Genomic DNA, 24,768 nt, shown 5'->3' on the forward strand with positions numbered 1-24,768 from the left:
CATGACCGAAGCCTTCATCTGCGACTATATCAGGACGCCGATCGGCCGCTTCGCCGGTTCGCTATCCCAAGTGCGCGCTGACGATCTCGGCGCCATTCCGCTGAGGGCGCTGATGGCGCGCAATGGCGGCGTCGACTGGGAAGGCGTCGACGACGTGATCTTCGGCTGCGCCAACCAGGCGGGCGAGGACAACCGCAATGTCGCCCGCATGTCGGCGCTCTTGGCTGGCTTGCCGATCGCGGTGCCGGGCACGACGATCAACCGGCTCTGCGGCTCCGGCATGGATGCAGTGATGACGGCGGCGCGCGCCATCCGCGCCGGCGAGGCGGAACTGATGCTCGCCGGTGGCGTCGAGAGCATGTCGCGCGCGCCCTTCGTCATGCCGAAGGCCGAGACGGCCTTTTCGCGGGCCGCCGAAATTCACGACACGACGATCGGCTGGCGCTTCGTCAACCCGCTGATGAAGAAGCAGTATGGCGTCGATTCGATGCCGGAGACGGGCGAGAACGTCGCCGCCGACTATCATGTCAGCCGCGCCGATCAGGACGCCTTCGCGCTGCGTAGCCAGGCGAAGGCGGCGGCTGCCCAGGCGAGCGGACGGCTGGCGAAGGAGATCGTCCCGGCCACCATTCCCCAGCGCAAGGGTGAGCCCATCGTCGTCGACAAGGACGAGCATCCGCGCGCGACGACGATCGAGGCTCTGGCGAAGCTCGCCACCCCTTTCAAAAAGGAAGGTGGCACGGTAACGGCGGGCAATGCCTCCGGCGTCAATGACGGGGCGGCGGCGCTGATCGTCGCCTCGGAAGCGGCGGTGCGAAAATACGGTCTGACGCCGATCGCCCGCATCCTCGGCGGTGCTGCCGCCGCGGTTCCGCCGCGGGTAATGGGCATCGGGCCGATCCCGGCCTCGCGCAAGCTGATGGCGCGGCTCGGCATGACACAGGACCAGTTCGACGTGATCGAGCTCAACGAGGCCTTCGCCAGCCAGGGGCTGGCGGTGCTGCGCGAACTCGGCATCGCCGATGACGACCAGCGTGTGAACCGCAATGGCGGCGCGATCGCGCTCGGCCATCCCTTGGGCATGTCGGGGGCCCGCATCACCGGCACGGCGGCGCTGGAACTTGTCGAAACCGGCGGCCGGTATTCGCTGTCGACCATGTGCATCGGTGTGGGGCAGGGGATTGCGATCGCGCTCGAAAGAGTGTGAGAGTGCAGCGCCTGTTGCGCGCCATATCGGGCTTCTGTAAAAATCGGGCATGCTGATCCGACCCGCAGCCACTAGCGACCGCAGCGCAATCTGGCGGATCATCGGCCCGACGATCCGCGCCGGCGAAACCTATGCGCTCGACCGCGATCTCTCCGAAGCCGATGCGCTCGCCTACTGGATGGGAGCGGACCGCGAGACCTTCGTCGCGGAAGAGGACGGCGTCATCCTCGGTACCTATTACATCAAGGCCAATCAGGCCGGCGGCGGGCGCCACGTCTGCAATTGCGGCTACATGACCGATGCCGCCGCGAGCGGCCGCGGCGTCGCCCGCCGCATGCACGAACATTCGCTCGAGCATGCCCGGTCACGGGGCTTTCGGGCCATGCAGTTCAATTTCGTCGTCAGCAGCAATCGCCGCGCTGTCGCGCTGTGGCAATCCCTCGGCTTCGAAATCGTCGGCCGGCTGCCCGGTGTCTTCCTGCATCCAACTGAGGGTTATGTTGACGCCTTGGTGATGTTCCGCACGCTCTAAGCGGCCGGTGGAAAAAAGTGTGACGGCGCTGTCGAAATCTCAGCGGTTCGAACGTCTTTAATCGCAAGGCGCGGAAAGTGGCCGACCGGCTGCACGCGTCGCGATCACTCTGTCGGCATGGAGGTATGAAGCCATGAGTGTTTCCTATCGTTGGGTCATCGTCGCCGTCGGCGCCCTGATGTCGTGCGTCGCCATTGGCGCAATGTTCTCGCTGGCGATTTTCCAGGAGCCGATCGCTACCGCCACCGGCTGGTCGCATGTCGGGATCGCCAGCGCCATGACGCTCAATTTCCTCGTCATGGGTTTCGGCGGTTTCCTCTGGGGTGCGGCGAGCGACCGTTTCGGCCCGCGCATCGTCGTGCTGGTCGGTTCCGTGCTGCTCGGCCTGGCCTTGGTGCTCGCCAGCCGCGCCGCAACACTCATCGAATTCCAGCTGACCTACGGCATCCTGGTCGGACTGGCCGCCAGCGCTTTCTTCGCGCCGATGATCGCCGCGACCACCGCCTGGTTCGACGTGAACCGCGGTCTTGCCGTGTCGCTGGTCTCGGCCGGCATGGGGGTAGCCCCGATGACGATTTCGCCCTTCGCCCGCTGGCTGATCTCGGCCTATGAATGGCGCCCCGCCATGCTGATCATCGGCATCGCCACCTGGGTGCTGCTGGTGCCGGCCGCCCTGCTGGTCAGGCGTCCGCCTGCCGAAGCCGTCGATGCCGGTACCGAATTTGCCGCGGCGGGCGCCCGGCCACAACTCTCGAAAGTCTTCCGGTCACCGCAGTTCATCGTGCTCGGCCTCACCTTCTTTGCCTGCTGTGCGGCCCATTCCGGCCCGATCTTCCACATGGTGAATTATGCGACGATCTGCGGCGTCGCACCGATGGCGGCCGTCAGCATCTACAGTGTCGAAGGCCTGGCGGGCCTCGGCGGTCGGCTGCTCTATGGCAGTCTCGCCGACAGGATCGGCGTGAAGCCGGTCCTGGTCGCCGGCCTCCTGGTGCAGGCGGCCGCACTCGCGACCTATCTCCTGGTCAGCGACCTGACGGAGTTCTATGCGCTCGCCATCGTCTTCGGCAGCGCCTATGGCGGCGTGATGCCGCTCTATGCGGTGCTGGCGCGGGAATATTTCGGCCAGCGCATCATCGGTACCGTCCTCGGCGCGGCGACGATGCTCTCCAGCCTCGGCATGGCCTTCGGGCCTCTGATCGGCGGCTGGATCTTCGATACCTTCGCCAATTATTCCTGGCTGTTCATCGGCTCGGCCATGGTCGGGCTCGGGGCTGCGGCGATCGCGCTCGCATTTCCACCTCTTGGGCGCCGCGAACAGGAGGCGGTCTTGGGCGTGTCTTCTTGAGGGTGGAGATCGGCGAGGTCCGCCCCTCATCCGCCTGCCGGCACCGACCGGGGTCGAGCCACCGGTCTCGCCCCGTCCTTCGGACCCCCGCACGCGAGGCGAAGGGACCATGTCGCAGTCTCTCCATTCTCCTCTGACCTCTCGCGTGGCACGTCCCCTCGCCCCGTTTACGGGGGTCCGCAGGACGGGTCGAGACCGGTGGCTCGACCCCGGTAAGGGTTAGGGTGAGGGGCAGCCAGGCGGTCCGAACCCACTAGCCATGTCATCACCCACGAGCCTAATCTCCCGCTTTCGTGCATTGCGCTTCGCCGATTTCGGCTGATAGACTTCCCCCGTCTGTTTCATCACCTATGTCCTTGGTTTTTCGGGAGGCTTCTTGGCCATGACAGAACTTGCTCAATTGCTCGCATCCATCAGACTGCCGGATCTCGCCGGCAAGGCCGTACTGATTACCGGTGCCTCGACCGGCATCGGCGCAGCACTTGCCCGCGCCTTTGCGGCCCAGGGTTCGAAGGTCGGGGTGCATTATAATGCTAGCCGGGAACCGGCGGAAAAGCTCGCCGAAGAAATCCGGGCTGCTGGCGGCACCGTGCATCTGATCCAGGGCGACGTGTCGAGGGAGGGGGAGACGGAGCGTGTCGTCGAGGAGACGGCGAAGACCTTCGGCCATCTCGACGGGCTCATCAATAATGCCGGCGGCATGCTGGGGCGAAAGCCGACCTCGGAACATACAGACGCGCATTATGCAGCCGTCATGGACCTCAATGCCCGTTCGGTGCTGGCGGCCACACGCGCTGCCCATCCCTGGCTGAAGAAACAGGGCGGCTTCATCATCAACACCACATCGATCGCCGCCCGCAACGGCGGCGGCAATGGCGCGGTCCTCTACGCCGCCTCCAAGGGCTTCGTCTCGACCATCACGCGCGGCCATGCCAAGGAGTTCGTCGCCGACAGGATCCGCGTCAACGCGGTGGCGCCGGGTGTCATCGCCACGCCCTTCCACGAGCGTTATACCAATGACGAGCAGATGGAGCTGCAACGCAGATCGATCCCGATGGGCTTCGTCGGCACATCGGAGGATTGCGTCGGCGCCTATCTCTTCCTCGCTTCGCCGACGCTCTCGGGCTACATCACCGGCCAGATCATCGAGGTCAACGGCGGCCAGCTGATGCCGTAAACGCCTCGATCGGCAACGACAGCGTCCGCTTTCCCCGGGGCTACGGAACTTTCGAACCACCTTCACGTTTCCCGCTTGGTCTTTTCATCAGGCGGGGTGCCATGAGCTTTTCATTTTCGGAACTCGACTTCCTCAAGCCGGAGCTGGGGGCGGAGTATACGGGTTCCGGCACTCATTTCGCCGTCTTCTCGGCGCATGCGGAACAGATCGAGCTCTGCCTGTTTTCACCCGACGGAAAGGATGAAATCGCTCGGCTGCCCTTGCCCAAACGCGAGGGCGATATCTGGTCGGGCTATATCGCCGGCATTGGACCGGGCACCGTCTACGGCTATCGCGCCCATGGCCCCTACGATCCCGGCGCCGGCCATCGTTTCAATCCGAACAAGCTTTTGCTCGACCCTTATGCCAAACAGGTGACGGGCGAACTGCAGTGGCATGACGCGCTGTTCGGCTATCGGATCGGTGAGGACGATCTTTCCTTCGACGACCGTGACAGTGCGCCTTTCATGGTCAAGAGCGTCGTGCAGGATCCCGATTTCGACTGGGCGGGTGAAGAGGCGATCCGCCGGCCCTGGACGGATACGATCATCTACGAGGCGCATGTGCGGGGCCTGACGATGACGCATCCGAAAGTGCCGGACCGGCTGCGCGGCACCTTTCTCGGCATGTGCAGCGATCCGATCATCGATCATCTCGTCAAGCTCGGCATTTCGGCGATCGAGCTCCTGCCGATCCAGTATTTCCTCGACGACCGTTATCTGGTCGAAAAGAAGCTGCGAAACTATTGGGGTTACCAGACGCTCGGTTTCTTCGCGCCGCAGTCGCGCTATCTCTCGAGTGACAAGATCACCGAGATCAAGACCATGGTGAAGCGGTTCCATGCGGCCGGCATCGAGGTCATCATGGACGTGGTCTACAACCATACGGCCGAAGGCAGCGAGAAGGGGCCGACGCTGTCCTTCCGTGGGCTCGACAATGCGAGCTATTATATCCTTTCACCCGATGATCCCCGTCATACCTTCGATACAACAGGGACCGGCAACACGCTGAATGTCGCCAATCCGCTGGTGATGCGCATGGTGCTCGACAGCCTCCGCTATTGGGTCGGCGTCATGCATATCGATGGCTTCCGCTTCGATCTCGCCAGCACGCTCGGGCGACAGGATCTGGAGTTCGACCGGCAGGGGCTGTTCTTCGGCGCCATTCGTCAGGATCCGATCCTTGCCGGCGTCAAGCTGATCGCCGAGCCCTGGGATATCGGCGCGGGCGGCTATCAGGTCGGCGGTTTCCCGCACCCTTTCCGCGAATGGAACGACAAGTTCCGCGACGACGTGCGCCGTTTCTGGAAGGGCGACAGTGGAATGGTGTCGGAACTGGCGGCGCGCATCACCGGCTCGGCGCCGCAATTCAACCATTCCGATCGGGGGGCGACCTCCTCGATCAATCTTCTATCGGCCCATGACGGCTTTACGTTGATGGATGCGGTTTCCTTCGACGGCAAACACAATGAGGCGAACGGCGAGGATAACCGGGACGGGCATTCGGACAATCATTCCGACAATATGGGCTTCGAGGGCGCCACCGATGATGCCAATATTAACGCGGCACGCGCACGCCGGCGGCGCAACATGATGGCGACGCTGATGCTGTCCCAGGGCGTGCCGATGATCCTGGCCGGCGACGAGCTCGGCAACAGCCAGGGCGGCAATAACAACGCCTATTGCCAGGACAATGAGATCGGCTGGACAGGCTGGGATGGGCTCGACGATCCCTTCCTCGATTTCTGTCGGCAGGCCGTCGCCTTCCGCAAGGCTCATCCGGTCCTCAGGCAGGAGCGGTTCCTGACCGGCGAAACCAGCGAGGACGGGCGTATCGAGATCGCCTGGTACAAGCCGGACGGCAATTTTATGGATGACGCGGCCTGGAACGACGATGGACTGCAGGTCCTTGGCGTGTACTTCTCGAAGAGCGTGCACGCACTCGATACCGAGAAGATGGATGACCTCTTCCTCGTCTTCAACGCCGGCGGCGATTGCGAGGTTCATCTGCCAATCGTGAACGGACTGAAACAGTGGTCACGCGTTCTCGACACCGGGGCTGAAACCGGTGCCTTCGAGGTACACGACGAAGCCAATCCCGTCATGGTCTATACCCAGAGCGTCGCCGTATTCGCGCCGACAGGCCAGACGCAACCGCCGGAAGGGGCGACCAAGGCCCAGCGCCGCCGGTGGTTCCAGTTCGGCCGCCGGAGCAAATAGCAGGGCGCCAACAGCATGAATGCCGAAGCCATTACCGAACTTGGCCTGATCTATGTCAGCGATACCGAACCGGGCATCCGCAGGCGCAGGAAAGGCAAGGGCTTCAGCTATGTGATGCCTGACGGTACGACGCTTTCGGATGAATCGCAGCGGGCGCGCATCGGCGCGCTCGGCTTGCCGCCAGCCTACGAGAACGTCTGGATCTGTCTCTACGAGAACGGTCATCTGCAGGCGACCGGTATCGATGCGCGCGGGCGCAAACAATACCGCTATCACAAGGACTGGCAATCGTTCCGCAGCGCCGGAAAATTCTACCAACTGATCGAATTCGGTCAGGCGCTGCCGAAGATCCGCCGCACCGTCCTGCGGCATCTCGACACCGGCGTCGAGGATGTCAACGGCGTGCTGGCGGCTTTGACGACGCTGCTCGACGAGGCGCATCTGCGGGTCGGCAATCAGGCCTATGTCAGGGAGAACGGCACCTATGGCGCGACGACGCTCTTGAAGCGGCATCTGAAAATCGTCGACGGGCGGATCGAGCTCAAATTCCGGGCCAAGGGCGGCAAGCGCGTCCAGCGCAGTCTCAAGCATCCCAGGCTGCAGAAAATCCTGGAAGAGATTTCCGACCTTCCCGGCCGCCAGCTCTTCGTCTGGAAGGATGAAAGCGGCGTGCTGAAACCGGTCGACTCCGGCCGGCTGAATGCCTATTTGGCCGAAATATCGGGCATTCCGATCTCCGCCAAGACCTTCCGCACCTGGGCCGGATCGCTGGCGGCCTTCGGGGTCGCCCGCGAAAGGATCGTCGGCGGCGGACGGCCGACGGTGAAGGAAATGTCGGAGGCTGCGGCCGAGGCGCTGCACAATACGCCGGCGATCTCGCGCTCGAGCTATATCCATCCGGCAATCATCGCGCTGGCCGGCAATGATCATCCTTTGATCGAGGGCGGTAGCGAGCCGCTGCGGGGCTTGCGGGCCGAAGAAAACAGGCTGCTTGATTTCCTGATATGCGAGACCGAGGGATCTCTTCAGCTCGCGCCGTCCAGCTCCGGATAGTGTCTGAAAATCCCTTCCTCGTTGAAGGCGAGGCGGCGAGGGGAGGCGAGATAGCGGGCGATGTTCGGCCGCTTCGCCACCGCATCATGAAGGGCAAGGAGAGCGGGGTATTCGGCCTTGCTCTTCTTCATCGCCTTGGGAAAGGCATAGGTGAGGCCCTCGATCACCTGAAAAAGCGAGAGGTCGACATAGGTGAGCGCATTGCCGACTATATGATCGGCGCCTTTCGGATTGCGCTTCAGAACGCGCTCGAAATAACCGAGGAATTTGGGAATGCGGTCCCGGATGAAGGCGGCCGAGCGTGCTTTGGCTTCCTGCCTCTGGTCTTCGTAATAAAGCGACACGTCGATCGGGTGGTGGGTATCGTGCACTTCGGCAACGAAATCGGCGATGGTGAGCTGCAGGCCGTTGGCGACATAGCGAAGGCTTTCGTCCTCCGGCGCAAGGCCGAGATTCGGCCCGAGGTAAAACAGGATGTTGGCGACATGCGGGATAATGAGGTCGCCGTCCTTCAGGAAGGGCGGAGCGAAGGGAATGTGCGGCTCGCCTTCGCTCTTCATGATCTCGAGCATGGCGCCCGTTCCCCGGCCGGGCTGACGCGTGACGTCCACATAGTCGGCGCCGGCTTCCTCCAGCGCCAAGCGTACGAATTCGCCGCGGCCTTGGATGCCGTCCCAATAATAAAGCTCATATGCCATGCTCAACGCCTCGATTGACGACCGAAGTCTTTTCGCAGTTCGTCCTTGGCCTTTTCAAGGGTGCCGCGCCGCTTTTTCGACAGCTGCTCGCCAGCGCGGTTGATGTAGAAGGTCAGCATCGACATGGCAGCGCGAAACGGGCTGGACTTGCGGCGGTCGCTTTCCTCGGCGGAGCGCTTGATCGAGCGGGCGATCTCCTTCGGATCGTCCGATTTGAACACGCCTTCCTTGAGGTCCATCGCGTTGCTGTGTTCGGTAACGTCCTGCGACCATTTCTTCTTCGATTTGGCCATGACAAAATCCTTGCCGGACGGACTGGCGACAAACTGGCGCCTGCCGTCCTCTTCTCGATTGGTTGGAGCATGGTGCCGCCCGAGACCGCTCACACCCTTCGGCACATGTTTAGTGGTGGCTATGGTGCTCGTTGCGCTTGCGTGTCGCGGCCGCCTTCTTGGCGGAAGCGGAGCGTTCCTCCTTCGAGCGTGCCGCGGATGCAGCGCCGCCGGCCCGGCCGCCCTTTTTGGAGGATTCATGCGTATCCTTCTTGCCGCGGCCGGAACCGGATTTGTTGCCGCCGCCGCTGTCCTTGTTGACGGTCGCCCAGGCGCGCCGTTCGGCCTCCTTCTCAGAGACGCCGCGCTCCTCGTAGCTCTCCTCGATGTGTTCGGCCTTGCGTTTCTGCTTGTCGGTATAGTCGGATTTGTCTCCTCGCGGCATCTTCGCCTCCTGTGGTTTGCAAAGCGCTCGAACGCAGTTTGTAAGAGAATCCAACCGGTGGGGAGGGGAAAAGTTCCCTATAGGGTCATTGTCCCAGATTTCGGAACAAAAGCCGATTTTGTCGTGTTTTCGATGGGCAAGCCTACTTAAGCCCGCATGCAGCAAGGAACCGAGAACATGGAAAAACACATCGTCAAAGCCGATGGAAACGGCACGATCGACGTGAACGGCCAGGTATCGCCGGTCACCTACACGGTCAGCTTCAAGGAAGGGAAGGGACATTCCTACGAGGTCGATATCCGCCTGATGGCGCCGCGCGACTGGCTGCTACAGAGGGGTTTCAAGAAGGATGCCGTGCTTGTCAGCCAGAGCGGCGCCCGCATTCCCGTCTATCACAATGACGGTAGTCGTTACGACGGCGGCAGCCATCACGATGGCGACCATCATGACGACGGCCGCCTCGATCCTGGCGACACGATCTCGATCGAATTGACGGCGCGCGACGACAGCTGCACCAGCGAGGTCGACCTGATGCGCAAATATCCCGAGTTCGACGGTGCGGTTAGGGCGGTTCAGCTTGGGAAAGCTGGACGGCTCTCTTGACCGCCCGGTCGAGCGCAGCGCTGGTGTAGGGTTTCATCAGCAGCACCGAGCCGGAGAAGCGAGCGGCGTCGGGCGGGTCGCTGTCGCCCGTGGCGAAGACCAGGCCGACGGAAGGAAAGGCTTCCCGCGCCTTGGCGGCGAAGGCCGAGCCCGACATGCCGGGCAGGCCGACATCGACGACGATCACGTTGATGAGCGTGTGACCAAGGATATCAATGCCCTGTTCGCCGCTGCCCGCCTCGATGACGTCGTAGCCGAGATCCTGCAGGATTTCGGCGGTATCCATCCGGATGAATGCATCGTCTTCGACGAGCAGCAGCTTCAGCTTTCCGGCCGTGCCGGGAACCTTTGGATCGGGTTGCTTTGCATTGGACACCGGCGCATTGGCCTCTGCCTGGTGGCGTTGCGGCCGGTTGGCGAGCACCTGGCGGATCTTGCGGGCGAGCTCCTCGCGCGTATAGGGCTTGGAGAGCAGCTCCAGGCCTGGATCGAGCCTGCCGCCGTGAACGATTGAGTTTTCCGTATAGCCCGAGGTGTAGAGCACGGCGATGTCGGGCAGGCGCTGTCGCGCCATGCGGGCAAGCTCCGGGCTGCGCAACGGACCGGGCATGACGACATCGGTAAAGAGCAGGTCGATGTGGGCACCGCTTTCAATGACGGTGAGGGCGCTTTGCGCATCCTTCGCCTTCAGCACGTAATAGCCGAGATCCGAGAGCATCTCGACGACCGTGGCGCGAACACCCTCGTCGTCCTCGGCGACGAGAATGGTTTCGGTCCCACCGGTTGCCGGAAGGTTGTCGGCCGCCGCGGCGCGATCCTCGCTGCGCAACGAGCGGGCGAGGTAGAGTTTGACGGTCGTACCCTCGCCGATCTCGCTGTAGATCTTCACGTGACCGCCGGACTGCTTGACGAAACCGTAAACCATGGAGAGGCCGAGACCGGTGCCCTTGCCTTCCGGTTTTGTCGAAAAGAACGGCTCGAAGGCCTGCTCCATCACCTCTTGCGTCATGCCGGAGCCGGTATCGGTGACGGCGAGCACGACATATTGGCCGGCCTTCACCTCGGGATGGGTGCGGCTGTAGGAATCATCGAGGAAGGCGTTGCCGACCTCGATCGTCAGCTTGCCGACACCACCCATTGCGTCGCGCGAGTTGATCGCGAGGTTGAGCAGGGCGTTCTCGATCTGGGCAGGATCGGCGAAGGTGTTCCAGAGGCCGCCGGAGACGATGGTCTCCACTTCGATTTCCTCGCCGAGCGCGCGACGCAGCATGTCATCCATGCCGGTGACCAGGCGGCCGATATTGACGACCTTCGGTTCCAGCGCCTGGCGGCGGCCGAAGGCGAGCAGCTGGCTTGCCAGTCGCGAGCCGCGTTCGACGGCGGCAAGCGCATTCGAAATGCGCTCTCTGGCCCGGCCATTTTCCGCCACGTCCTTGCCTAGAAGCTGCAGATTGCCCGAGATAACCTGCAGCAGATTATTGAAGTCATGGGCAACGCCGCCGGTGAGCTTGCCGATCGATTCCATCTTCTGCGATTGCCGGAGCGCTGCTTCAGCCTGTTGGCGATCCGCGATCTCGGCCGCGACCCGGACCTCGAGCATATCGTTGAGTTTGCGCAGCTGATCTTCCATGTGGCGGCGCTGGTCGATTTCGATTTTGGCGGCACGGAACAGCCGGATATTGTCGATTGCGACCGCCGATTGGCCGGCAAGGCTGACGAGGCTCGCCTCGGCGGCTTGAGAGAAGCGGCCGGGTTCGCCGTGGCCGAAAAACAAGCCGCCGATGACGCTGCCGTCGCGCGATTTCACCGGCACGGCAAGATAGCTTCTGACCGGCAAATGCCCTTTCGGCATGCCGGCATGCGGCGGATTCTGGCCGTAGCGCGGGTCGAGCAGAATGTCGTCGGAGCGCACGATGCCTTCACCGCTGAAGGTCGGCTCAAAGACCTTCGTATTGCGTGCATCGGGAATTTCTCGAAGTTCTTCCGTTCGACGCCGGAGAGGGCGTAAAGCATGTAGCTGCCGCCCTCGCCATCATCGACATTGTAGAAGAAGGCGCCGAATTCGGCGCCTGTCAGCGTCACACCCGCATCGACGACAATCTGGGTGAGGCGTTCGACATCGGGCTCGACGGTGATAGCGGCCCCCGCCTGGTTGACGACGGCAAGCGCCTCCGATTTGGCGCGCAGTTCTTCCAGCGCCAGCTTCTCGCCCCGCTTGGCCGCCACTTGGTCGGTGACGTCGAGGGTCGCGCAAAGGATGCCGGCAATGGCGCCGTCATCGTCGCGCAGCGGCGTATAGGAGAAGGTAAACCAGGTATCCTCGGTGCGGCCGTCCCGGCGCATCGGGATGAGCAGCTCCTTGAAGAGCTGCGGCCTGCCTTCAAGCGTGCTGGCGACGATCGGCGAGAACTGTTCCCAGATATCCGCCCAAACCTCGCGAAAGGGTCTTCCGAGTGCGCCAGGATGCCGGTCGGGGAAAACAGGCACGTAGGCATCATTGTAGAGAAAGGCGAGATCCGGACCCCAGGCGACGAATTTCGGCTGGCGCGAATTCAACACCATTTCGGCGATATGCTTGAGAGACGCAGGCCAGCTTTCGACCGGTCCGAGACCGACGGCGTCAAAGGCCGGATGCCGCAACAATTCGCCGATTTTGCCGCCGCCTCTCGGCCAGCCGTTGCCGACGCTTCCCATTCAAAACCGCTTCCCTATCGCCACCGCGCCGGTGCGAGCGGCAGCGATTCAAAGTTCTACAGCATTTCTTGGGCGCCTGAAAAGATGCGCGGCGCCGTAAGGATTCAGCTCGTCCACCGTCAACATAGAGGCTTGCGATGGCGGGGAAAGGGTTCGGTTGAAATATGGTTGCCGCTCGGTATTCAGCGCTTTGTCATCGGGGCAAGTTCAGTGCTCGGTCTGCTGCTCGGCGACGACGCTCGCGAGCACCTCGTCGCTGCCGTTAGGGTAGATGGGAAGATCGAGCGTCACCGCCTCTTTCAACCCATCGCGCTCGATCGTGAAGAACTTCCTGATACGTCCTTCCCCGTTCTGCTCGCCGGATGGTTTTGCCTCTTTTGTCGAAACAAGACTGTGCTCGAAGCCCGCGGCGTCGGTCCCGGCGAAGGCCATCGTGCAGCTCTCGACGGGCTTCTCGCCGACCATGCCTCTTCCAACGACCAGGGCTTCGAAGGGCGCCGCGCTGCCCGCCCCGGTTATCCAGCCGTCGAACGCCACCGGCTCCGAAAGAGGAAGAATGCTCAACACCATATCGGCAGCAAGCGCCGGCCATTTGTTTCGGTGGGCGAGGGCGGCCGCGCGATCATACTGCGGCCCGCGGTCCAGACAGCGATCGACGAAACGGTCGAACGAAGACAGACCATCGTCCGCAAGGGCGGTGGTGAAAGGCACGAACGCAATTGCTGCCGAAGCAAGTATAGTCTGAAGTCTTCGCATCGGCCTGATCCTCATCGCGCGTCCAACCAGTTTGCTATCTCGACCGCGGCGACGGCGACGAGCACGAGGCCGGCCAGACCGGCCGTCGCGCGCGAGACAGAGGCAAGCAATTGCGGATGCCTTCTCATCAGATAGGAGATCCTTTCCCGGAAGACCACGGCGCGGTGGGACGAGATGCCGTCGCACTGCAGCCGGGTGATGGCGCAGAGATCAAGCATAGCGATGATCAAGGGCGCGAATGTGGACGGCCAACTCTCAGGACCGACTGCGCCTGCTCGGTTATCAGCCAAGATGTGAGACCCAGGGTCCGTCTTCGGGCGGCGGACCTTTCCCTCACTGGTTTAGTTCGCAACCAGTGGCACAAAAGCCCGGCGGAATCCGGCAGAGCTCAATCCTTGACGGGTTCGCCAAGCGTATGCATCAGGCGGTTCGCCCAGCCGAAGATCGCGGAAGACAGAACAAGGTCAAGGGATTCAAGCTCGGAGAGACCGACTTCGGCGAGATCCTGCGCATCCGCCTTGGTCGCTTGCGGAGGCGTTGTCGACAGGCGGGCGGAGAAGTCGAAGATCGCCTGCAGGTGCTCGTCGAGTTCCGCGCCGAGTTCATCGGCGAAGATCGCGTCGATCACGTCGGTCCGCTTGGTATAGTTGATGAACCGGGACGCGTGGACGGCGGCGCAGTAGACACAGCGATTGACGACGGAGGCGGCGGTCGCTCCCAGCTCGCGTTCGCCCAATGAAAGTCCGTCCTTCCCATACATGATCAGATTGAATAGTGGGGAGCGGACCGCAAGCGATTCCGGATCGTGTGCGAGAGTCAGGACATAGGTCGAGATGCCCTTGTTGGATGGCGTGATCTGCATCGCTTCGCGCTGTTCCTCGGTGGCGGTCTCAAGGTCGACCGGAACGATGTAGGGCTGCCAGCGCGGAACCGTGGTGGTGAAGCTGTGAACGACTTCGCTCATTGCCTTGCTCCGATCAGTGCCAATCCTGCGATGACGCGCACCTGGTAGTTCACGAAGGCGGCCAGCTCGGAAAGGCGGACGATGTCGGCATCGCCAACGCCCACGCTTCGCAATGCTTCTATATGGCCCCGGGTTGAATCGCGCGGCGCCAGCGTCAGTCGGTCGGCGTGACGGACGATCTCGGCGGTCCAGCCGTCATCCACGTTCGTGCCCGGTTGCGCGAGCAACGCAGTTGACTTTTCTGCGGCGCGTTCAACGAGATCATCGTAGTGATCGGCGAGCGCCTCGTTGCCGTTGTGCCGGGCCATGCGCGCGGCGAGAGCGGCTCTCAGTCCATGCGAAAGGCCGCCCGGATCGCGGGGAAGGAGCACGGCGTCGTGAGCAGCCTCGCTCAGGCGAAGAATTTCGGCACGCTTCTCGATGGCTTCGGCAAGCGCTGAGCCAGGCCTCACGGCGGCAAGAGTTTCGATGAGTGTCAAGGGGAAGCTCCTTTGCATCTCGCGGAGAGCACCAGATAGGCCTCGGTATGATCCATGTCAAATTAGCATGACCTTCTGAACTCTATGTGAAATAATTATCTATTCTCCAGTGATTTAATGGAAAACTCATGCTTTAATAACATGAGGGAGAATGGTTGATGTCCTATATGCATAGTAACTCGATCGACATCCGACAGCTCGAGGCCTTCGCGGCAGTAATGTCGGCAGGGAGCGTAACCGGCGCGGCCCGTCTGCTCGGACGTTCGCAGCCAGCAGTTTCCCGGCTGATACAGGACCTCGAGGCCGATCTCGGCTACGCGCTTCTCCATAGAAGCAGCGGGCGCATCCAGCCGACCTCGCGCGGGCTGCGTTTTCATGCCGAGGTCGAACGTCACCTTGCGAGTCTCATCCATATCCGGGAGCGGGCGGAGGCGATCGGCCGCGACGAGCCGGCAACACTGACGATTGCCGCGACGCCGTCGCTTGCGGCAGGGCTCCTGCCGCAGGCACTGGGTGCCTTGCCAGCGGATCTCATTCCTCGCCATCTCCACGTCCAGGCGCTCGCGGCGGAAAACGTGGTGCAGGCAATCGTCGCTCGCTCGGCTGATCTCGGTATATCAAGCCTGCCGCTCGAGCATCCCGGTCTGGAAATTCACTGGATCGCCGAGGCTCCCTGCGTCGTCGCCATTGGTGCAGCCGATCCCCTGGCTGCTGATGAATTGGTTCGTCTGTCGGATATTGCCGATCGCCGAATCATCACCCTTGCCAATCCATACCGCCTGCGTCATCGCGTTGACGAGGCCCTGGAACGCGCCGGAGTCGCTCCGGAACGTATCATCGACGTGAATGCTTCGCTGACAGCGCTTTCGCTCGTCCGCGCCGGATTGGGTGTTGCCATCGTCGAGCCTGCGACCGTCTGTGGCGTGCCAATGGACGGGATCGTCATGCGCAAAGTCGACCAGAAAATTCCCTTCCTGTTCGGCGCGATCTCAGCAGCGGCGCTGCCGCTCACCCCGACGGTCACCGCCGTCATCGAGGCCGCACGCGCGGAGGCCCTGGCAATGCCCGGCTGTCGCCTGCTGGAAGCAAATGGTGCGGATGCGCTGGCTGATACTGTCTATGGGCAAGCCGTCAATTCTGAAGGAGCGCCCACATGAGCGACCTTTCTACGCTTCCCGACAACCTCGCCGCTCTCGAAGAGCGTCTGCGCCAGGACCTCTCGTGGTTGGAATTGCCCTCCAAGGCCTGGGTTCCTGCTCGCGAAGCCGATGGCCAGAAGGTCGTCGACGTTGTCATCATCGGCGGCGGCATGGCGGGCCTCGTTGCGTCCGGAATGCTGAAGCGTCTCGGCGTTGCCAACCATCTCGTCCTCGATAAGGCGATTGCCGGCCGGGAAGGTCCGTGGGTCACCTTCGCGCGGATGCGTACGCTTCGTTCGCCAAAACAGCTTACCGGTCCTGCCATGGGCCTGCCGGCGCTGACCTTCCGGGCCTATTACGAAGCGCGCTTCGGCCGTGCTGCGTGGGACGCGCTCGAGCGCGCGCCTCGCGAGACGTGGATGGAATATCTAATCTGGTATCGGAAGGTGCTGGAGCTGCCGGTGCGCAACGGCGTGGCCGTCGATGCGATCCTGCCGCGCGAGGAGGGCATGTTCGACCTCGTCTGCAGCCAGGACGACGCCAAGGAAACGATCATTTGCCGCCACGTCGTGTTGGCAACGGGGCGCGACGGCCTCGGCGGCCCCTACCTGCCCGACATCGCCGAATATATTGACAGAAAATTCTGGTCGCACACCGCTGACGCGATCGACTTTGGGGCGCTGCGCGGCAAGCGGGTTGGCGTGGTCGGCGCTGGCGCGTCGGCGATGGACAACGCGGCGTCCGCGCTCGAAGCCGGTGCCGCGCGTCTCGATATGTTCGTCCGCCGCAAGACGCTGCCGCGGATCAACAAGTTCACTGGCATCGGCAGCCAGGGTGTCGTGCATGGATTTGCAGGACTTCCCGACGAGTGGAAGTGGCGCTTCCTGAACTATGCCATGGGTCAGCAGACGCCGCCGCCACGCCCGAGCGTGCTGCGCGTCAGTTCGTTCGAGCAGGCTCACCTTCATCTCGAGAGCCCAATCAGCGGTCTGCAAGAGCAGGGCGACCACGTCGTTGTAACGACCCCTCGCGCAAGCTATCCGGTCGACTTCCTGATCTTCGGCACGGGCTTCAAGATCGACCTAAACAATCGGCCGGAACTGGCCGCCCTAGAACCATTCATCCGCCTCTGGCGCGACCGCTTTCCAACGCCGGCCGGGATGGCGAATGCGGAACTCGAAGGTTCGCCCGATCTTGGAGACGCTTTCGAATTTCTCGAGAGGGAACCGGGCTTGTGCCCGGCCCTGTCGAAGGTCCATTGCTTCAATTTCCCGGCAACGCTCAGCCACGGCAAGCTCACAGGCGACATCCCCGCAATCAGCGAGGGCGCGGACCGCCTGGCGCGCGGCATCGTCAGATCGCTCTTCGTCGCGGACCGCGCAAAACACTTCGAAAACCTGCAGGCCTTCGACACGCCGGAACTACTTGGAGACGAGTGGGCCGATGACGATACCGAGGCGCTCTCCGAATTATCTTCCGAAAGGAGCTGAGATCCGAAAATGCTTGAGATCAAGAAGCTGAAGCTGTCCTACGGTAGCACCCACATCCTCAACGGTGTCGATCTGTCGGTGAAACGCGGTGACGTGGTTTCGATCATTGGTCCGAGCGGCACTGGAAAGACGACGCTGTTGAAGTGCATCAATCATCTGGTGAAGCCCGCATCCGGAACGATTGCCTTTGACGATATCCGGATGGACTTCGCGCGCCCGGACAAGGCTGCGGTCCGGGCGATCCGTCTGCGCACCGCGATGGTGTTCCAGCAGTTCAACGTCTTCAAGAACATGACGGTCATCCAGAACGTCATGGATCCGCTTGTCGTCGTGCAGGGCAAGGCGAAGGAGGAAGCCCGCGCCATCGCGCTGCAGGAGCTTGAGCGAGTGGGACTTTCCGACAAGCTCGACAACTATCCGTCCCAGCTCTCCGGCGGGCAGCTCCAGAGAACCGGCATCGCCAGAGCGCTCGCGGTCAAGCCGGACGTGATGCTCTTCGACGAGCCGACCTCGTCGCTCGATCCCGAACTCGTGAACGAGGTTCTCAAGGTGATCAAGGACGTCACGTCCTCGGGCATCACCTCGCTTCTCGTCACGCACGAGATGCAGTTTGCCAAGAACATCTCGAACCGCATCGTCTTCATGGACCGGGGTGTCGTCGCAGCCGACGGCAGTCCGTTCGAAATCTTTGATAGCCCTTCCAACCCGCGCCTCGCTCAGTTTCTCAATTCCGAACGCGCGATCCAGTAAGAAAGGATGCCTGAAATGACTTCCATGAGTTCAATCTCGCGCCGTGGGCTCGGTCTCGCCGTAGCAGGCGTCGCGATCGCCTTCGCAACTGCGTCCTTCGCCGAAGACGTTCGGACGATCAAGATCGCCACCGCGGCGGAATCGAAGCCACTCTCGTGGGGTGCGATCGGCGTCGAACCGCAGGGCTACGAGCCCGACGTCCTGAAGGCGATCAACGCCAAGCTGCCGCAGTACAAGTTCGTGATGGAAGGCGCGGCCGACATCGCACAGGAAACGGGTCTTGCGACGGGCAAGTACGACGTCGCGACTGGCGGCTACTACCGTGCTCCGGCTCGTGAGAAGCAGTTTCTCATCCCGGAAGCTCCGATCGGCGCCAGCCTGATCAAGATCTACAGCCGCAAGGACAGCGGCATCAAGGAAATGAAGGACCTGGTCGGCAAGAAGATCGTTCCGGTGACGGCAGGCGGCGGCATCTACAAGTTCGCGACCGCCTGGCAGGAAAAGAATCCCGAATACAAGATCGAGATCACCGCTTCGAGCGCAGGCATCCCTTATCCGGACCGTCTGAAGGAAGTCGAGAACGGCAAGTACGATGCGCTCGTCCTTCCGTCCAATCTCGGCGAGCAGACGGTGATCGACGAGCAGAAGCTGAACCTTCAGGCGAGCGAGCCGGTCGCGATCAACAACACCTTCGTGCTGATCCACCGCTCGGAAGAGAACAAGGCGCTCGCCGACGGCTTCGATAAGGCACTGAAGGAGCTCAAGGCCGACGGCACGCTCGCCAAGCTCTCGCAGAAGTGGTTCGGCGAGGACATCACCACATACATGAAGTAACCCCAGGCTTCGAAGCCGGCGACCAGCAAGACTGAAAGAAGGAGCGTTCCCAAGTGGACCTTTCCATAATGATCTCCGAGTTGCTCTCGGCATTGCCGCTGACGCTTGCGATCACATTCACGGCCATGGCCGCCGGCTTCGTGCTGGCATTGATCGCGACGACGTTCCGGGTGCGCAGGATCCCGGTGATCAGCCAGTTGGCCGACCTCTACGTGTCCTATGCCCGCAGCGTTCCCGTCGTCCTTCAATTGTTCGTCGCCTTCTATGGGCTTCCCGTGCTCGTCGGCCTGTTCGGTATCGGCGACTTCGTCTCGCCGACGATAGCCGCCATGCTGGGCCTCAGCCTCTACCATGGCGGCTATCTGTCGGAGGTCATGCGTCCGGCCTACCTCGCAGTCGAGCGAGGCCAGCACGATGCGGCGGACAGCCTGGGCTACACCTTCCGCCAAAAGCTACTGCGCGTCATCGCTCCGCAGGCCGTCCACATTGCGCTGCCGGGGTATGGCAACTCCATCATCTACCTGATCCACAACGTGGCGCTTGTCATGTACATCGGCGCGGCCGACGTGATGGCGACCGCCCACCTCGTGATGGAGCGGGACTACAACCAATACCAGTTCGAGACCTACCTCGTACTGGCGGTGCTGTACTCGGTCCTTTGCCTCATCGCCTGGGCGGTCGTGAGGTCCTTCGAGCGTCGGTCGGGAAGATATGTGCCCGGCGACGCGACGATCCGTGCCCCGCTGATGGCCAGCGTCTGATCGAGGAGGGAAGGCATGATTTTCGACAGCGAAGTTCTTCTCCCCGACCTTTATGAGATCCTCGGCGCTGTGCCGCTGACGCTTGCCATGGCGCTCGCAATCTTCGTCCTATCGACGATCGTCGGCAGCCTGTTTGCCATGGTCGAGTATCGGAAGATCCCGGTGCTCCGCCAGCTCGTCGTCGCCTACAAGGTCGCCTTCAAAGGCGTGCCCATGGTGATCGTAATCTTCCTTGCCTACTACGGCCTGCCGTCGTTTCTGCAGTTCACGACGTCGCTCGTCGGCATCGACTATAACGGCCACTCCACGCCCAACTGGGTGACCTTGATCGTCGCTCTCACCGCCTGCGTCGCAGCCTTCCAGGCCGAAGTCGTGAAGGGCGCCCTAAATTCTTTCGACACGGGGCAGGCGGACGCCGCCTATTCGCTCGGGTACAAGAAGAGCCAGCTCTTCCGCCGGGTCATGCTGCCGCAGGTGATCGTCGCCGCCATCCCGGATCTCGCCAACTCCTTCATGGTGATCATGAAGGCGCTGTCGCTCGGCTTCGCCATCGAGGTGGTCGACATCTTCGCGCAGTCGCAGCTGACCGCGGCGCTGAACTTCTACTACCTCGAAGCCTTCCTGGTCGCCGTGGTGATCTATATGGTGATCGCCTATGCCGTGACCCAAATCGCCGACAGAACGGAACGAGCTCTCAGAGTCCGGACCTGAGGGGGCATGCGCCCACTGCAGGCAATGCACTTCAGGATTCCTCGGGCGGCTTGAGGTGGCGGAACTGCAGCAACAGCAAGAGGTCGTATATGATCTTCAGGCCGGCACAGATGACAAGCGGCCAAGCGCGATAGGACGCGGCGAAAAGAGCGCCCGCGAGGGCAGGGCTGGCCGCCGATGCGAGGCTGCGCGGCACCGATGTGAAGCTTGCGGCGGCGGCTCGCTCCGCCTCGGTGACAACAGCCATCACGTAGGAAGACCGGGTTGGCACATCCATCTGCGAAAGCGCGGCCCGAACCAGCAGCAAGGCAAGCACCAACGGCAAGGTGGGGGCGAATGCGGCAAGGGCGAGAGCTACGCTTGATGGAATGTGGGTGAACACCATGGTGTTCACGAGTCCAATCCGCTTCGATAGCCGGGCGGCAACAGGAAACGAAAACGCCGACAGAACACCCGTCCAGAAGAAAAACACTCCAGCCTCGGACAGCGAAAGATCGAATCGTTCGAACAGCCATAGCGCGAGTAGGGACTGGACCACGAAACCTCCAGCGAAGGCGTCGAGACTGAAGAGGGCTGCGAGCTTCATGACGATGGCGCGCGAAGGCCCGAGTGCGGCCGGCTTGTGGTCTTCGTGCGTCACCGGGCGAGGCGGTATGCGGGCATAAAGAAGGCCGCCGAGAATGCCAACGAGCGCATAGACAACGAACATCAGCCTGATCGAACTCAGTTGCGTCATTCCGAACCGCGTCATGAGGTCAGGCAGCCCCGCGGCAAGCGCGCCGCCGGCGCTTGCAAGCGCTCCGACCAGGCTGTAGCGCGCAAACATTCTCGTTCGATCGGCGTTGGTTGCCTCCCGGGCAAGGACCGCATGTTCAAGCGGCACGAAGATGCTCACGCTGCCTGCCGACGGGTTGATCGTGCCGGCAAAGGCGATGGCGAGCAGCAGCGCATAGTCGTCGATCATGGGCATGGCGACACCGGTGGCGACCATCAGGCCGGCGGCTGCCAAAAGCAGGCGGCGGAGATCATGATGCGCGCCGAGAAATCCGATGATGATCGTCAAAAGAGCGGATCCGAAGAGGGATGCCGTCGCAATGACACCGACCTGCAGGGGCGAAAATCCAAGAGCAAGGAGATAGACAGGCAACAAGATGGCCACGAAGCCGTCGCCGAAGTCGCGCAAGGAGCGCGCCGCAAAAAGCCAAGTCGCCGGCTGAACGCTTCGCGCCTGTCCCATTGTCCTCGATCTCATCCTGCTTTCCGAAAATCAATTCCGATTTTCGGGCCGATGCGCCAGGCCCACCCTACGTTTTAACCGTGCGTGGGCGCCAGCCGAGAACCGTTATTTCCGCTGCGACGCTGCGAAGGCGCGGCCAATGCCGAAGGACGGCAGTTGCAGCGGGGTGTGGGACTCGCGGAAAACCAGTCCAACCAGGTTATCGACGGCGAGGATGAAGCCGAGCGCCAGACCTAGATAAAGCAGAGCGGCGATGAGCACGAGCGATATTTCCATGGCTCACACGATCACGTTCGAAGCGTGGCTTCGGGCGGCAAGAGGTGTGACGAAGAGCATTTGGATAGGATCGTTCATGGCTGCCTCCTCCTTCGCCACAAACAGTCTTTGTATGGTCTTGTTCCCGGCTTGCGGGCGAAGCCTCAAATTTTTTGGAAGCTTCAAAGCTTGCAGCGTCATCCGGTCTTTGTTCACCCCCGCGCGGCAAGCCCGCTTGCAATCTCTCTTAAAACCCAACTAATTCAGAGATATGACAAAGCACAGCCGAAGGGCGTCGCAACGACGCCCTTTTTTGAATGTGATCGGTATTCCAGCAGTCAGGATGCCGTCTTGCGGCTTGCCGTCCGCTTGGGCGCCGGAGTGACAACGCCGTTTGTCTTGGCGCCTGGGGCGGCCTTGGTGGTCGTTGCGGCGCGCTTGGCCCGGGGTTTGGCCTCTTTGCCGTTGGAAGAGGAGCCTTCGAGCGCGTCGCGCTCGTGGCGTGCCTGTTCCCAATGGATGGAATCCCGTCCTGTCGGATAGCCCTCTTCTTCCCAGAGGGCGTATGCACGTTTTTTGATCCACTCTTCCCGAGTTTCTGCCATCGCTGATCTCCAGTCACATTTTGCCGTCGTTCGAACGCGATACTGTCAGGATGGTTCCAGAGGAGGAGCGCGGTTTCAAGCGAAATCGGAACGCAACCGCAAATATTTCGCATTGCAGCATATCAAGGTTGAGAATCGGCATTCACCGAAGCTGAAATTCCGCTGCCCTGTGCAGATCTGACACGAATGCCTGGCGCTGCCTTTGCTGCTCGGCCCCATCACGGATTCTCAGGAGATAGGAGGGGTGGATAGTCACCAGAACCGGCGGGTGGTTTGCAGGTTGCAGGACATGACCGCGCTCGGGCGTCAATTTCGCCTTCGGCCCGAGAAGCGCGTAAAGCGCGCTTGCGCCCAGCGCCACCACGAGTTTCGGCTGCAGGATGTTGAGTTCCGCGCCTAGCCACCAGGCACAACGCCTTATCTCGCCGGCATTGGGTTTCGCGTGCAGCCGCCGTTTGCCGCGCGGCGTGAACTTGAAATGCTTGACGGCATTGGTGACGTAGCAGCGTTGACGATCCAGACCGGCCTCATCGAGACAGAGGTCGAGCAGATGCCCTGCCGGGCCGACAAAGGGCCTGCCGGTGATATCTTCCCGGTCACCCGGCTGCTCACCGACAAGGACGATCTCTGCCTTTCCCGGACCTTCACCGAGGACGATCTGCGTCGCATTGCGATAGAGGTCACAGCGGGTGCAGTCCTCGGCCTGACGCCGGAGTTCGGCAATGCTTTCGGCATCCGCGACTTCGAGCGCCAAGGCAGGACCGACGTTTGCTGCGATGTTCATGATGGCAATCCTCAGCTCCTGAGGAGGAATCGATCTCAACCGCGATTGTTCCCGCGATCGAACGGGGAGCTCGGCAAAACAATCCCGAGGAAAATTTCGCGCCATGGGGGAGCGGCGGCATAATTGAACGCCGCCGTTTCGCGGCTATATTGGCCAGCGATGTTCTATCTCCTGTCGACCTACTGGCCGCATATCCTCTTTGTCGTTTCGATCGCCATGGGAGCCGCAGCGGCGATCCATGCCGCCATGACCAAGGAGGAGGTGCGCGCGGCGATCGGCTGGGTCGGCGTCATCATCCTCTCGCCTGTTGTCGGCGCGCTGCTTTATGCGATTGCCGGCATCAATCGCATCCGCCGCAAATCGCTGAGCATTCGTCGGGACGCTCTGTTGCTCGCTCCCGGGACCGACGAGCTGGAGACGTTCGACGCCGACGCCGAGACCGTGATCAGCCAGTTCGGCCGCCGCTTTGCGGCGCTGCAGACGCTTGGCGACCGCGTCACACGCAACCCGCTGACCTCAGGCAATACAATCGACATGCTGGAGACTGGCGACGAGGCCTATGCCGCGATGAAATCCGCTATCGATGAAGCGGAGCGCAGCATCCTGCTCGAAACCTACATCTTCGACCGTGATGTCATCGGCCTGCGCATCGCCGATGCGCTGATTGCCGCGGTGAAACGGGGTGTGACGGTCCGGGTGCTGATCGACGCCGTCGGCGCGCGTTATTCGGTGCCGAGCATTCTTGGCCATCTCAAGGAGGGCGGCGTCACCGTCGCCGTCTTCAACGGCAATGTCATTATGGGTTTGCGGCTGCCCTATGCCAATCTGCGCACCCACCGCAAGATCCTGATTGTCGACGGACGCATTGCGCTGACTGGCGGCATGAATATCAGGGCGGGTTTCAGCGAGGAGGCGACGGGCGAGACCTTTGCCCGTGATACGCATTTCAGCGTCACCGGCCCGGTCGTCGCCGATCTCTTCGATCTTGCCGCCGAAGACTGGCGGTTCACCACCGACGAACTGTTGAACGACGAGGCCTGGCGTATCGAACCGCCGCAGCGCAGCCCCGGCGACCCCATCCTGATGCGCGTCGTCGCTTCGGGACCGGACCGCAGCCTCGAAACCAACCACAAGATGCTGATGGGCGCCTTTTCTGTTGCGCGTCAATCGATCCGCATCATGTCGCCCTATTTCCTGCCGGACCGCGAACTTATCAGCGCCCTGGTGACGGCGGCGCGGCGCGGCGTTGAAGTCGATATCGTCGTACCGGCTCTCAACAATCTCATGCTGGTCGATCGGGCGATGACGGCGCAATTCGATCAGATTCTCAAAAATTATTGCCGCATCTGGCGCTCGACCGGCAGCTTCAGCCATTCGAAGCTTTTGACGATCGACGGCACCTGGGCCTATGTCGGCTCCTCCAACCTCGATCCACGTTCGCTCAGGCTGAATTTCGAGGTCGACCTCGAAGTGCTGAATGAGGGCTTTGCCGCCGAAATCGACGAGCATATCGAAGAAACCCTGAAATCGGCAACGCTGGTGACGCTGGACGGCTTACGCGGGCGGCCCTTCCCGGTGCGGCTCATTGAGAAGGTGCTGTGGCTTGGTTCGCCCTATCTCTGACGGATTTTTTGCATTCCGACATGGCAAGTTCCGCGCGGCCGCCTATACTGCCGAGTGAGTTGCCTCGTTGATCAACGGAACAAGTGCGCTTCC

General features: G+C 62.0%; 25 protein-coding genes and 1 pseudogene. 14 read left to right on the forward strand and 12 right to left on the reverse strand.

The annotated features are described in order from the left end of the window. Nucleotide 1: 1 nt before the first annotated feature. The 6 genes from pcaF (at nt 2) to PH551_RS23005 (ending at nt 7,575) form a co-directional block, all read left to right on the forward strand. Nucleotides 2–1,207, forward strand: coding sequence for a 3-oxoadipyl-CoA thiolase (pcaF, locus tag PH551_RS22980; protein WP_285195173.1), 1,206 nt, complete (start codon nt 2–4; stop codon nt 1,205–1,207). A 49-nt stretch (nt 1,208–1,256) separates the two neighbouring features. Then, on the forward strand, nt 1,257–1,739 hold the full coding sequence (locus PH551_RS22985) for a GNAT family N-acetyltransferase (RefSeq protein ID WP_085781026.1): 483 nt from the start codon (nt 1,257–1,259) through the stop codon (nt 1,737–1,739). A 133-nt stretch (nt 1,740–1,872) separates the two neighbouring features. Next, complete coding sequence (locus PH551_RS22990) at nt 1,873–3,087, forward strand: MFS transporter (protein ID WP_285195174.1); 1,215 nt, start codon at nt 1,873–1,875, stop codon at nt 3,085–3,087. Between the two features lie 382 nt (nt 3,088–3,469). After that, a complete protein-coding gene (locus PH551_RS22995) occupies nt 3,470–4,264 on the forward strand; it encodes an SDR family NAD(P)-dependent oxidoreductase (protein WP_085781028.1) in 795 nt (264 codons plus the stop codon). 101 nt (nt 4,265–4,365) lie between these two features. Then, nucleotides 4,366–6,522: a glycogen debranching protein GlgX gene (gene glgX / locus PH551_RS23000; protein WP_285195175.1), complete on the forward strand. Its 2,157-nt coding sequence runs from the start codon at nt 4,366–4,368 to the stop codon at nt 6,520–6,522. Between the two features lie 15 nt (nt 6,523–6,537). Next, the gene (locus PH551_RS23005; protein ID WP_285195176.1) at nt 6,538–7,575 is read left to right on the forward strand and encodes a DNA topoisomerase IB; all 1,038 of its coding nucleotides are present in this window, start codon (nt 6,538–6,540) and stop codon (nt 7,573–7,575) included. Here the strand turns inward: PH551_RS23005 and PH551_RS23010 are convergent. From PH551_RS23010 to PH551_RS23020, 3 genes are all read right to left on the reverse strand, one after another. After that, complete coding sequence (locus PH551_RS23010) at nt 7,548–8,273, reverse strand: glutathione S-transferase (protein WP_285195177.1); 726 nt, start codon at nt 8,271–8,273, stop codon at nt 7,548–7,550. The two genes, PH551_RS23005 and PH551_RS23010, sit on opposite strands and share 28 nt — an antisense overlap. 2 nt (nt 8,274–8,275) lie before the next feature. Further along, nucleotides 8,276–8,566 (reverse strand): DUF3175 domain-containing protein, encoded by a 291-nt coding sequence (locus PH551_RS23015; RefSeq protein ID WP_183701329.1) that lies wholly within the window; start codon nt 8,564–8,566, stop codon nt 8,276–8,278. A 109-nt stretch (nt 8,567–8,675) separates the two neighbouring features. Next, nucleotides 8,676–8,990 carry a plasmid stabilization protein gene (locus PH551_RS23020; RefSeq protein ID WP_285195178.1) on the reverse strand — a complete coding sequence of 105 codons (315 nt, stop codon included), beginning with the start codon at nt 8,988–8,990 and terminating at the stop codon, nt 8,676–8,678. A 177-nt stretch (nt 8,991–9,167) separates the two neighbouring features. On the opposite strand from PH551_RS23020, the gene PH551_RS23025 reads away from it, so the two are divergent. Beyond that, nucleotides 9,168–9,593: a hypothetical protein gene (locus PH551_RS23025; RefSeq protein WP_097600870.1), complete on the forward strand. Its 426-nt coding sequence runs from the start codon at nt 9,168–9,170 to the stop codon at nt 9,591–9,593. Here the strand turns inward: PH551_RS23025 and PH551_RS23030 are convergent. The 5 genes and pseudogenes from PH551_RS23030 to PH551_RS23050 all read right to left on the reverse strand — a co-directional run bounded on the left by PH551_RS23030 (nt 9,553) and on the right by PH551_RS23050 (nt 14,486). Then, nucleotides 9,553–12,287, reverse strand: a pseudogene (locus PH551_RS23030) (hybrid sensor histidine kinase/response regulator). The gene PH551_RS23025 and the pseudogene PH551_RS23030 sit on opposite strands and share 41 nt — an antisense overlap. Nucleotides 12,288–12,494: 207 nt before the next feature. Continuing rightward, nucleotides 12,495–13,043: a hypothetical protein gene (locus PH551_RS23035; protein WP_285195179.1), complete on the reverse strand. Its 549-nt coding sequence runs from the start codon at nt 13,041–13,043 to the stop codon at nt 12,495–12,497. Between the two features lie 11 nt (nt 13,044–13,054). Next, nucleotides 13,055–13,333: a hypothetical protein gene (locus tag PH551_RS23040; RefSeq protein ID WP_285195180.1), complete on the reverse strand. Its 279-nt coding sequence runs from the start codon at nt 13,331–13,333 to the stop codon at nt 13,055–13,057. 98 nt (nt 13,334–13,431) lie between these two features. After that, nucleotides 13,432–14,007, reverse strand: a complete 576-nt coding sequence (locus PH551_RS23045) for a peroxidase-related enzyme (protein WP_285195181.1) — start codon at nt 14,005–14,007, stop codon at nt 13,432–13,434. Beyond that, entirely contained in the window at nt 14,004–14,486 is a 483-nt protein-coding gene (locus tag PH551_RS23050; protein ID WP_285195182.1) for a CMD domain-containing protein, read from the reverse strand. The genes PH551_RS23045 and PH551_RS23050 overlap by 4 nt, the downstream gene beginning before the upstream one ends. Before the next feature lie 158 nt (nt 14,487–14,644). Here PH551_RS23050 and PH551_RS23055 point away from each other — a divergent pair, with 158 nt between their 5' ends. Genes PH551_RS23055 through PH551_RS23080 form a run of 6 tightly spaced genes read left to right on the forward strand, consistent with a single transcriptional unit; the run spans nt 14,645 to nt 20,171 of the window. Beyond that, the gene (locus PH551_RS23055) at nt 14,645–15,643 is read left to right on the forward strand and encodes a LysR family transcriptional regulator (RefSeq protein ID WP_285195183.1); all 999 of its coding nucleotides are present in this window, start codon (nt 14,645–14,647) and stop codon (nt 15,641–15,643) included. Next, nucleotides 15,640–17,115 (forward strand): NAD(P)-binding domain-containing protein, encoded by a 1,476-nt coding sequence (locus tag PH551_RS23060; RefSeq protein ID WP_285195184.1) that lies wholly within the window; start codon nt 15,640–15,642, stop codon nt 17,113–17,115. The genes PH551_RS23055 and PH551_RS23060 overlap by 4 nt, the downstream gene beginning before the upstream one ends. A 9-nt stretch (nt 17,116–17,124) precedes the next feature. Continuing rightward, nucleotides 17,125–17,865 (forward strand): amino acid ABC transporter ATP-binding protein, encoded by a 741-nt coding sequence (locus PH551_RS23065; RefSeq protein WP_285195185.1) that lies wholly within the window; start codon nt 17,125–17,127, stop codon nt 17,863–17,865. Between the two features lie 15 nt (nt 17,866–17,880). Continuing rightward, nucleotides 17,881–18,699 (forward strand): amino acid ABC transporter substrate-binding protein, encoded by an 819-nt coding sequence (locus PH551_RS23070; RefSeq protein WP_285195186.1) that lies wholly within the window; start codon nt 17,881–17,883, stop codon nt 18,697–18,699. A 53-nt stretch (nt 18,700–18,752) separates the two neighbouring features. After that, complete coding sequence (locus tag PH551_RS23075; RefSeq protein ID WP_285195187.1) at nt 18,753–19,460, forward strand: amino acid ABC transporter permease; 708 nt, start codon at nt 18,753–18,755, stop codon at nt 19,458–19,460. Between the two features lie 18 nt (nt 19,461–19,478). Continuing rightward, the gene (locus tag PH551_RS23080; RefSeq protein WP_097600899.1) at nt 19,479–20,171 is read left to right on the forward strand and encodes an amino acid ABC transporter permease; all 693 of its coding nucleotides are present in this window, start codon (nt 19,479–19,481) and stop codon (nt 20,169–20,171) included. Nucleotides 20,172–20,202: 31 nt separating this feature from the next. Here the strand turns inward: PH551_RS23080 and PH551_RS23085 are convergent, their stop codons facing one another. The 4 genes from PH551_RS23085 to PH551_RS23100 form a co-directional block, all read right to left on the reverse strand. After that, nucleotides 20,203–21,408 carry an MFS transporter gene (locus PH551_RS23085; RefSeq protein WP_285195277.1) on the reverse strand — a complete coding sequence of 402 codons (1,206 nt, stop codon included), beginning with the start codon at nt 21,406–21,408 and terminating at the stop codon, nt 20,203–20,205. Between the two features lie 105 nt (nt 21,409–21,513). Next, nucleotides 21,514–21,684, reverse strand: coding sequence for a hypothetical protein (locus PH551_RS23090; protein ID WP_198175570.1), 171 nt, complete (start codon nt 21,682–21,684; stop codon nt 21,514–21,516). Nucleotides 21,685–22,001: 317 nt separating this feature from the next. Beyond that, nucleotides 22,002–22,268: a DUF2934 domain-containing protein gene (locus PH551_RS23095; protein ID WP_085781041.1), complete on the reverse strand. Its 267-nt coding sequence runs from the start codon at nt 22,266–22,268 to the stop codon at nt 22,002–22,004. 142 nt (nt 22,269–22,410) lie between these two features. After that, the gene (locus PH551_RS23100) at nt 22,411–23,052 is read right to left on the reverse strand and encodes a UdgX family uracil-DNA binding protein (RefSeq protein ID WP_285195188.1); all 642 of its coding nucleotides are present in this window, start codon (nt 23,050–23,052) and stop codon (nt 22,411–22,413) included. 159 nt (nt 23,053–23,211) lie between these two features. Here PH551_RS23100 and PH551_RS23105 point away from each other — a divergent pair, with 159 nt between their 5' ends. Beyond that, nucleotides 23,212–24,675, forward strand: a complete 1,464-nt coding sequence (locus PH551_RS23105; RefSeq protein ID WP_285195278.1) for a phospholipase D-like domain-containing protein — start codon at nt 23,212–23,214, stop codon at nt 24,673–24,675. Nucleotides 24,676–24,768: the final 93 nt, after the last annotated feature.

Source organism: Rhizobium atlanticum (genome assembly GCF_030182485.1).
In the GTDB taxonomy this organism is placed as follows: domain Bacteria; phylum Pseudomonadota; class Alphaproteobacteria; order Rhizobiales; family Rhizobiaceae; genus Rhizobium.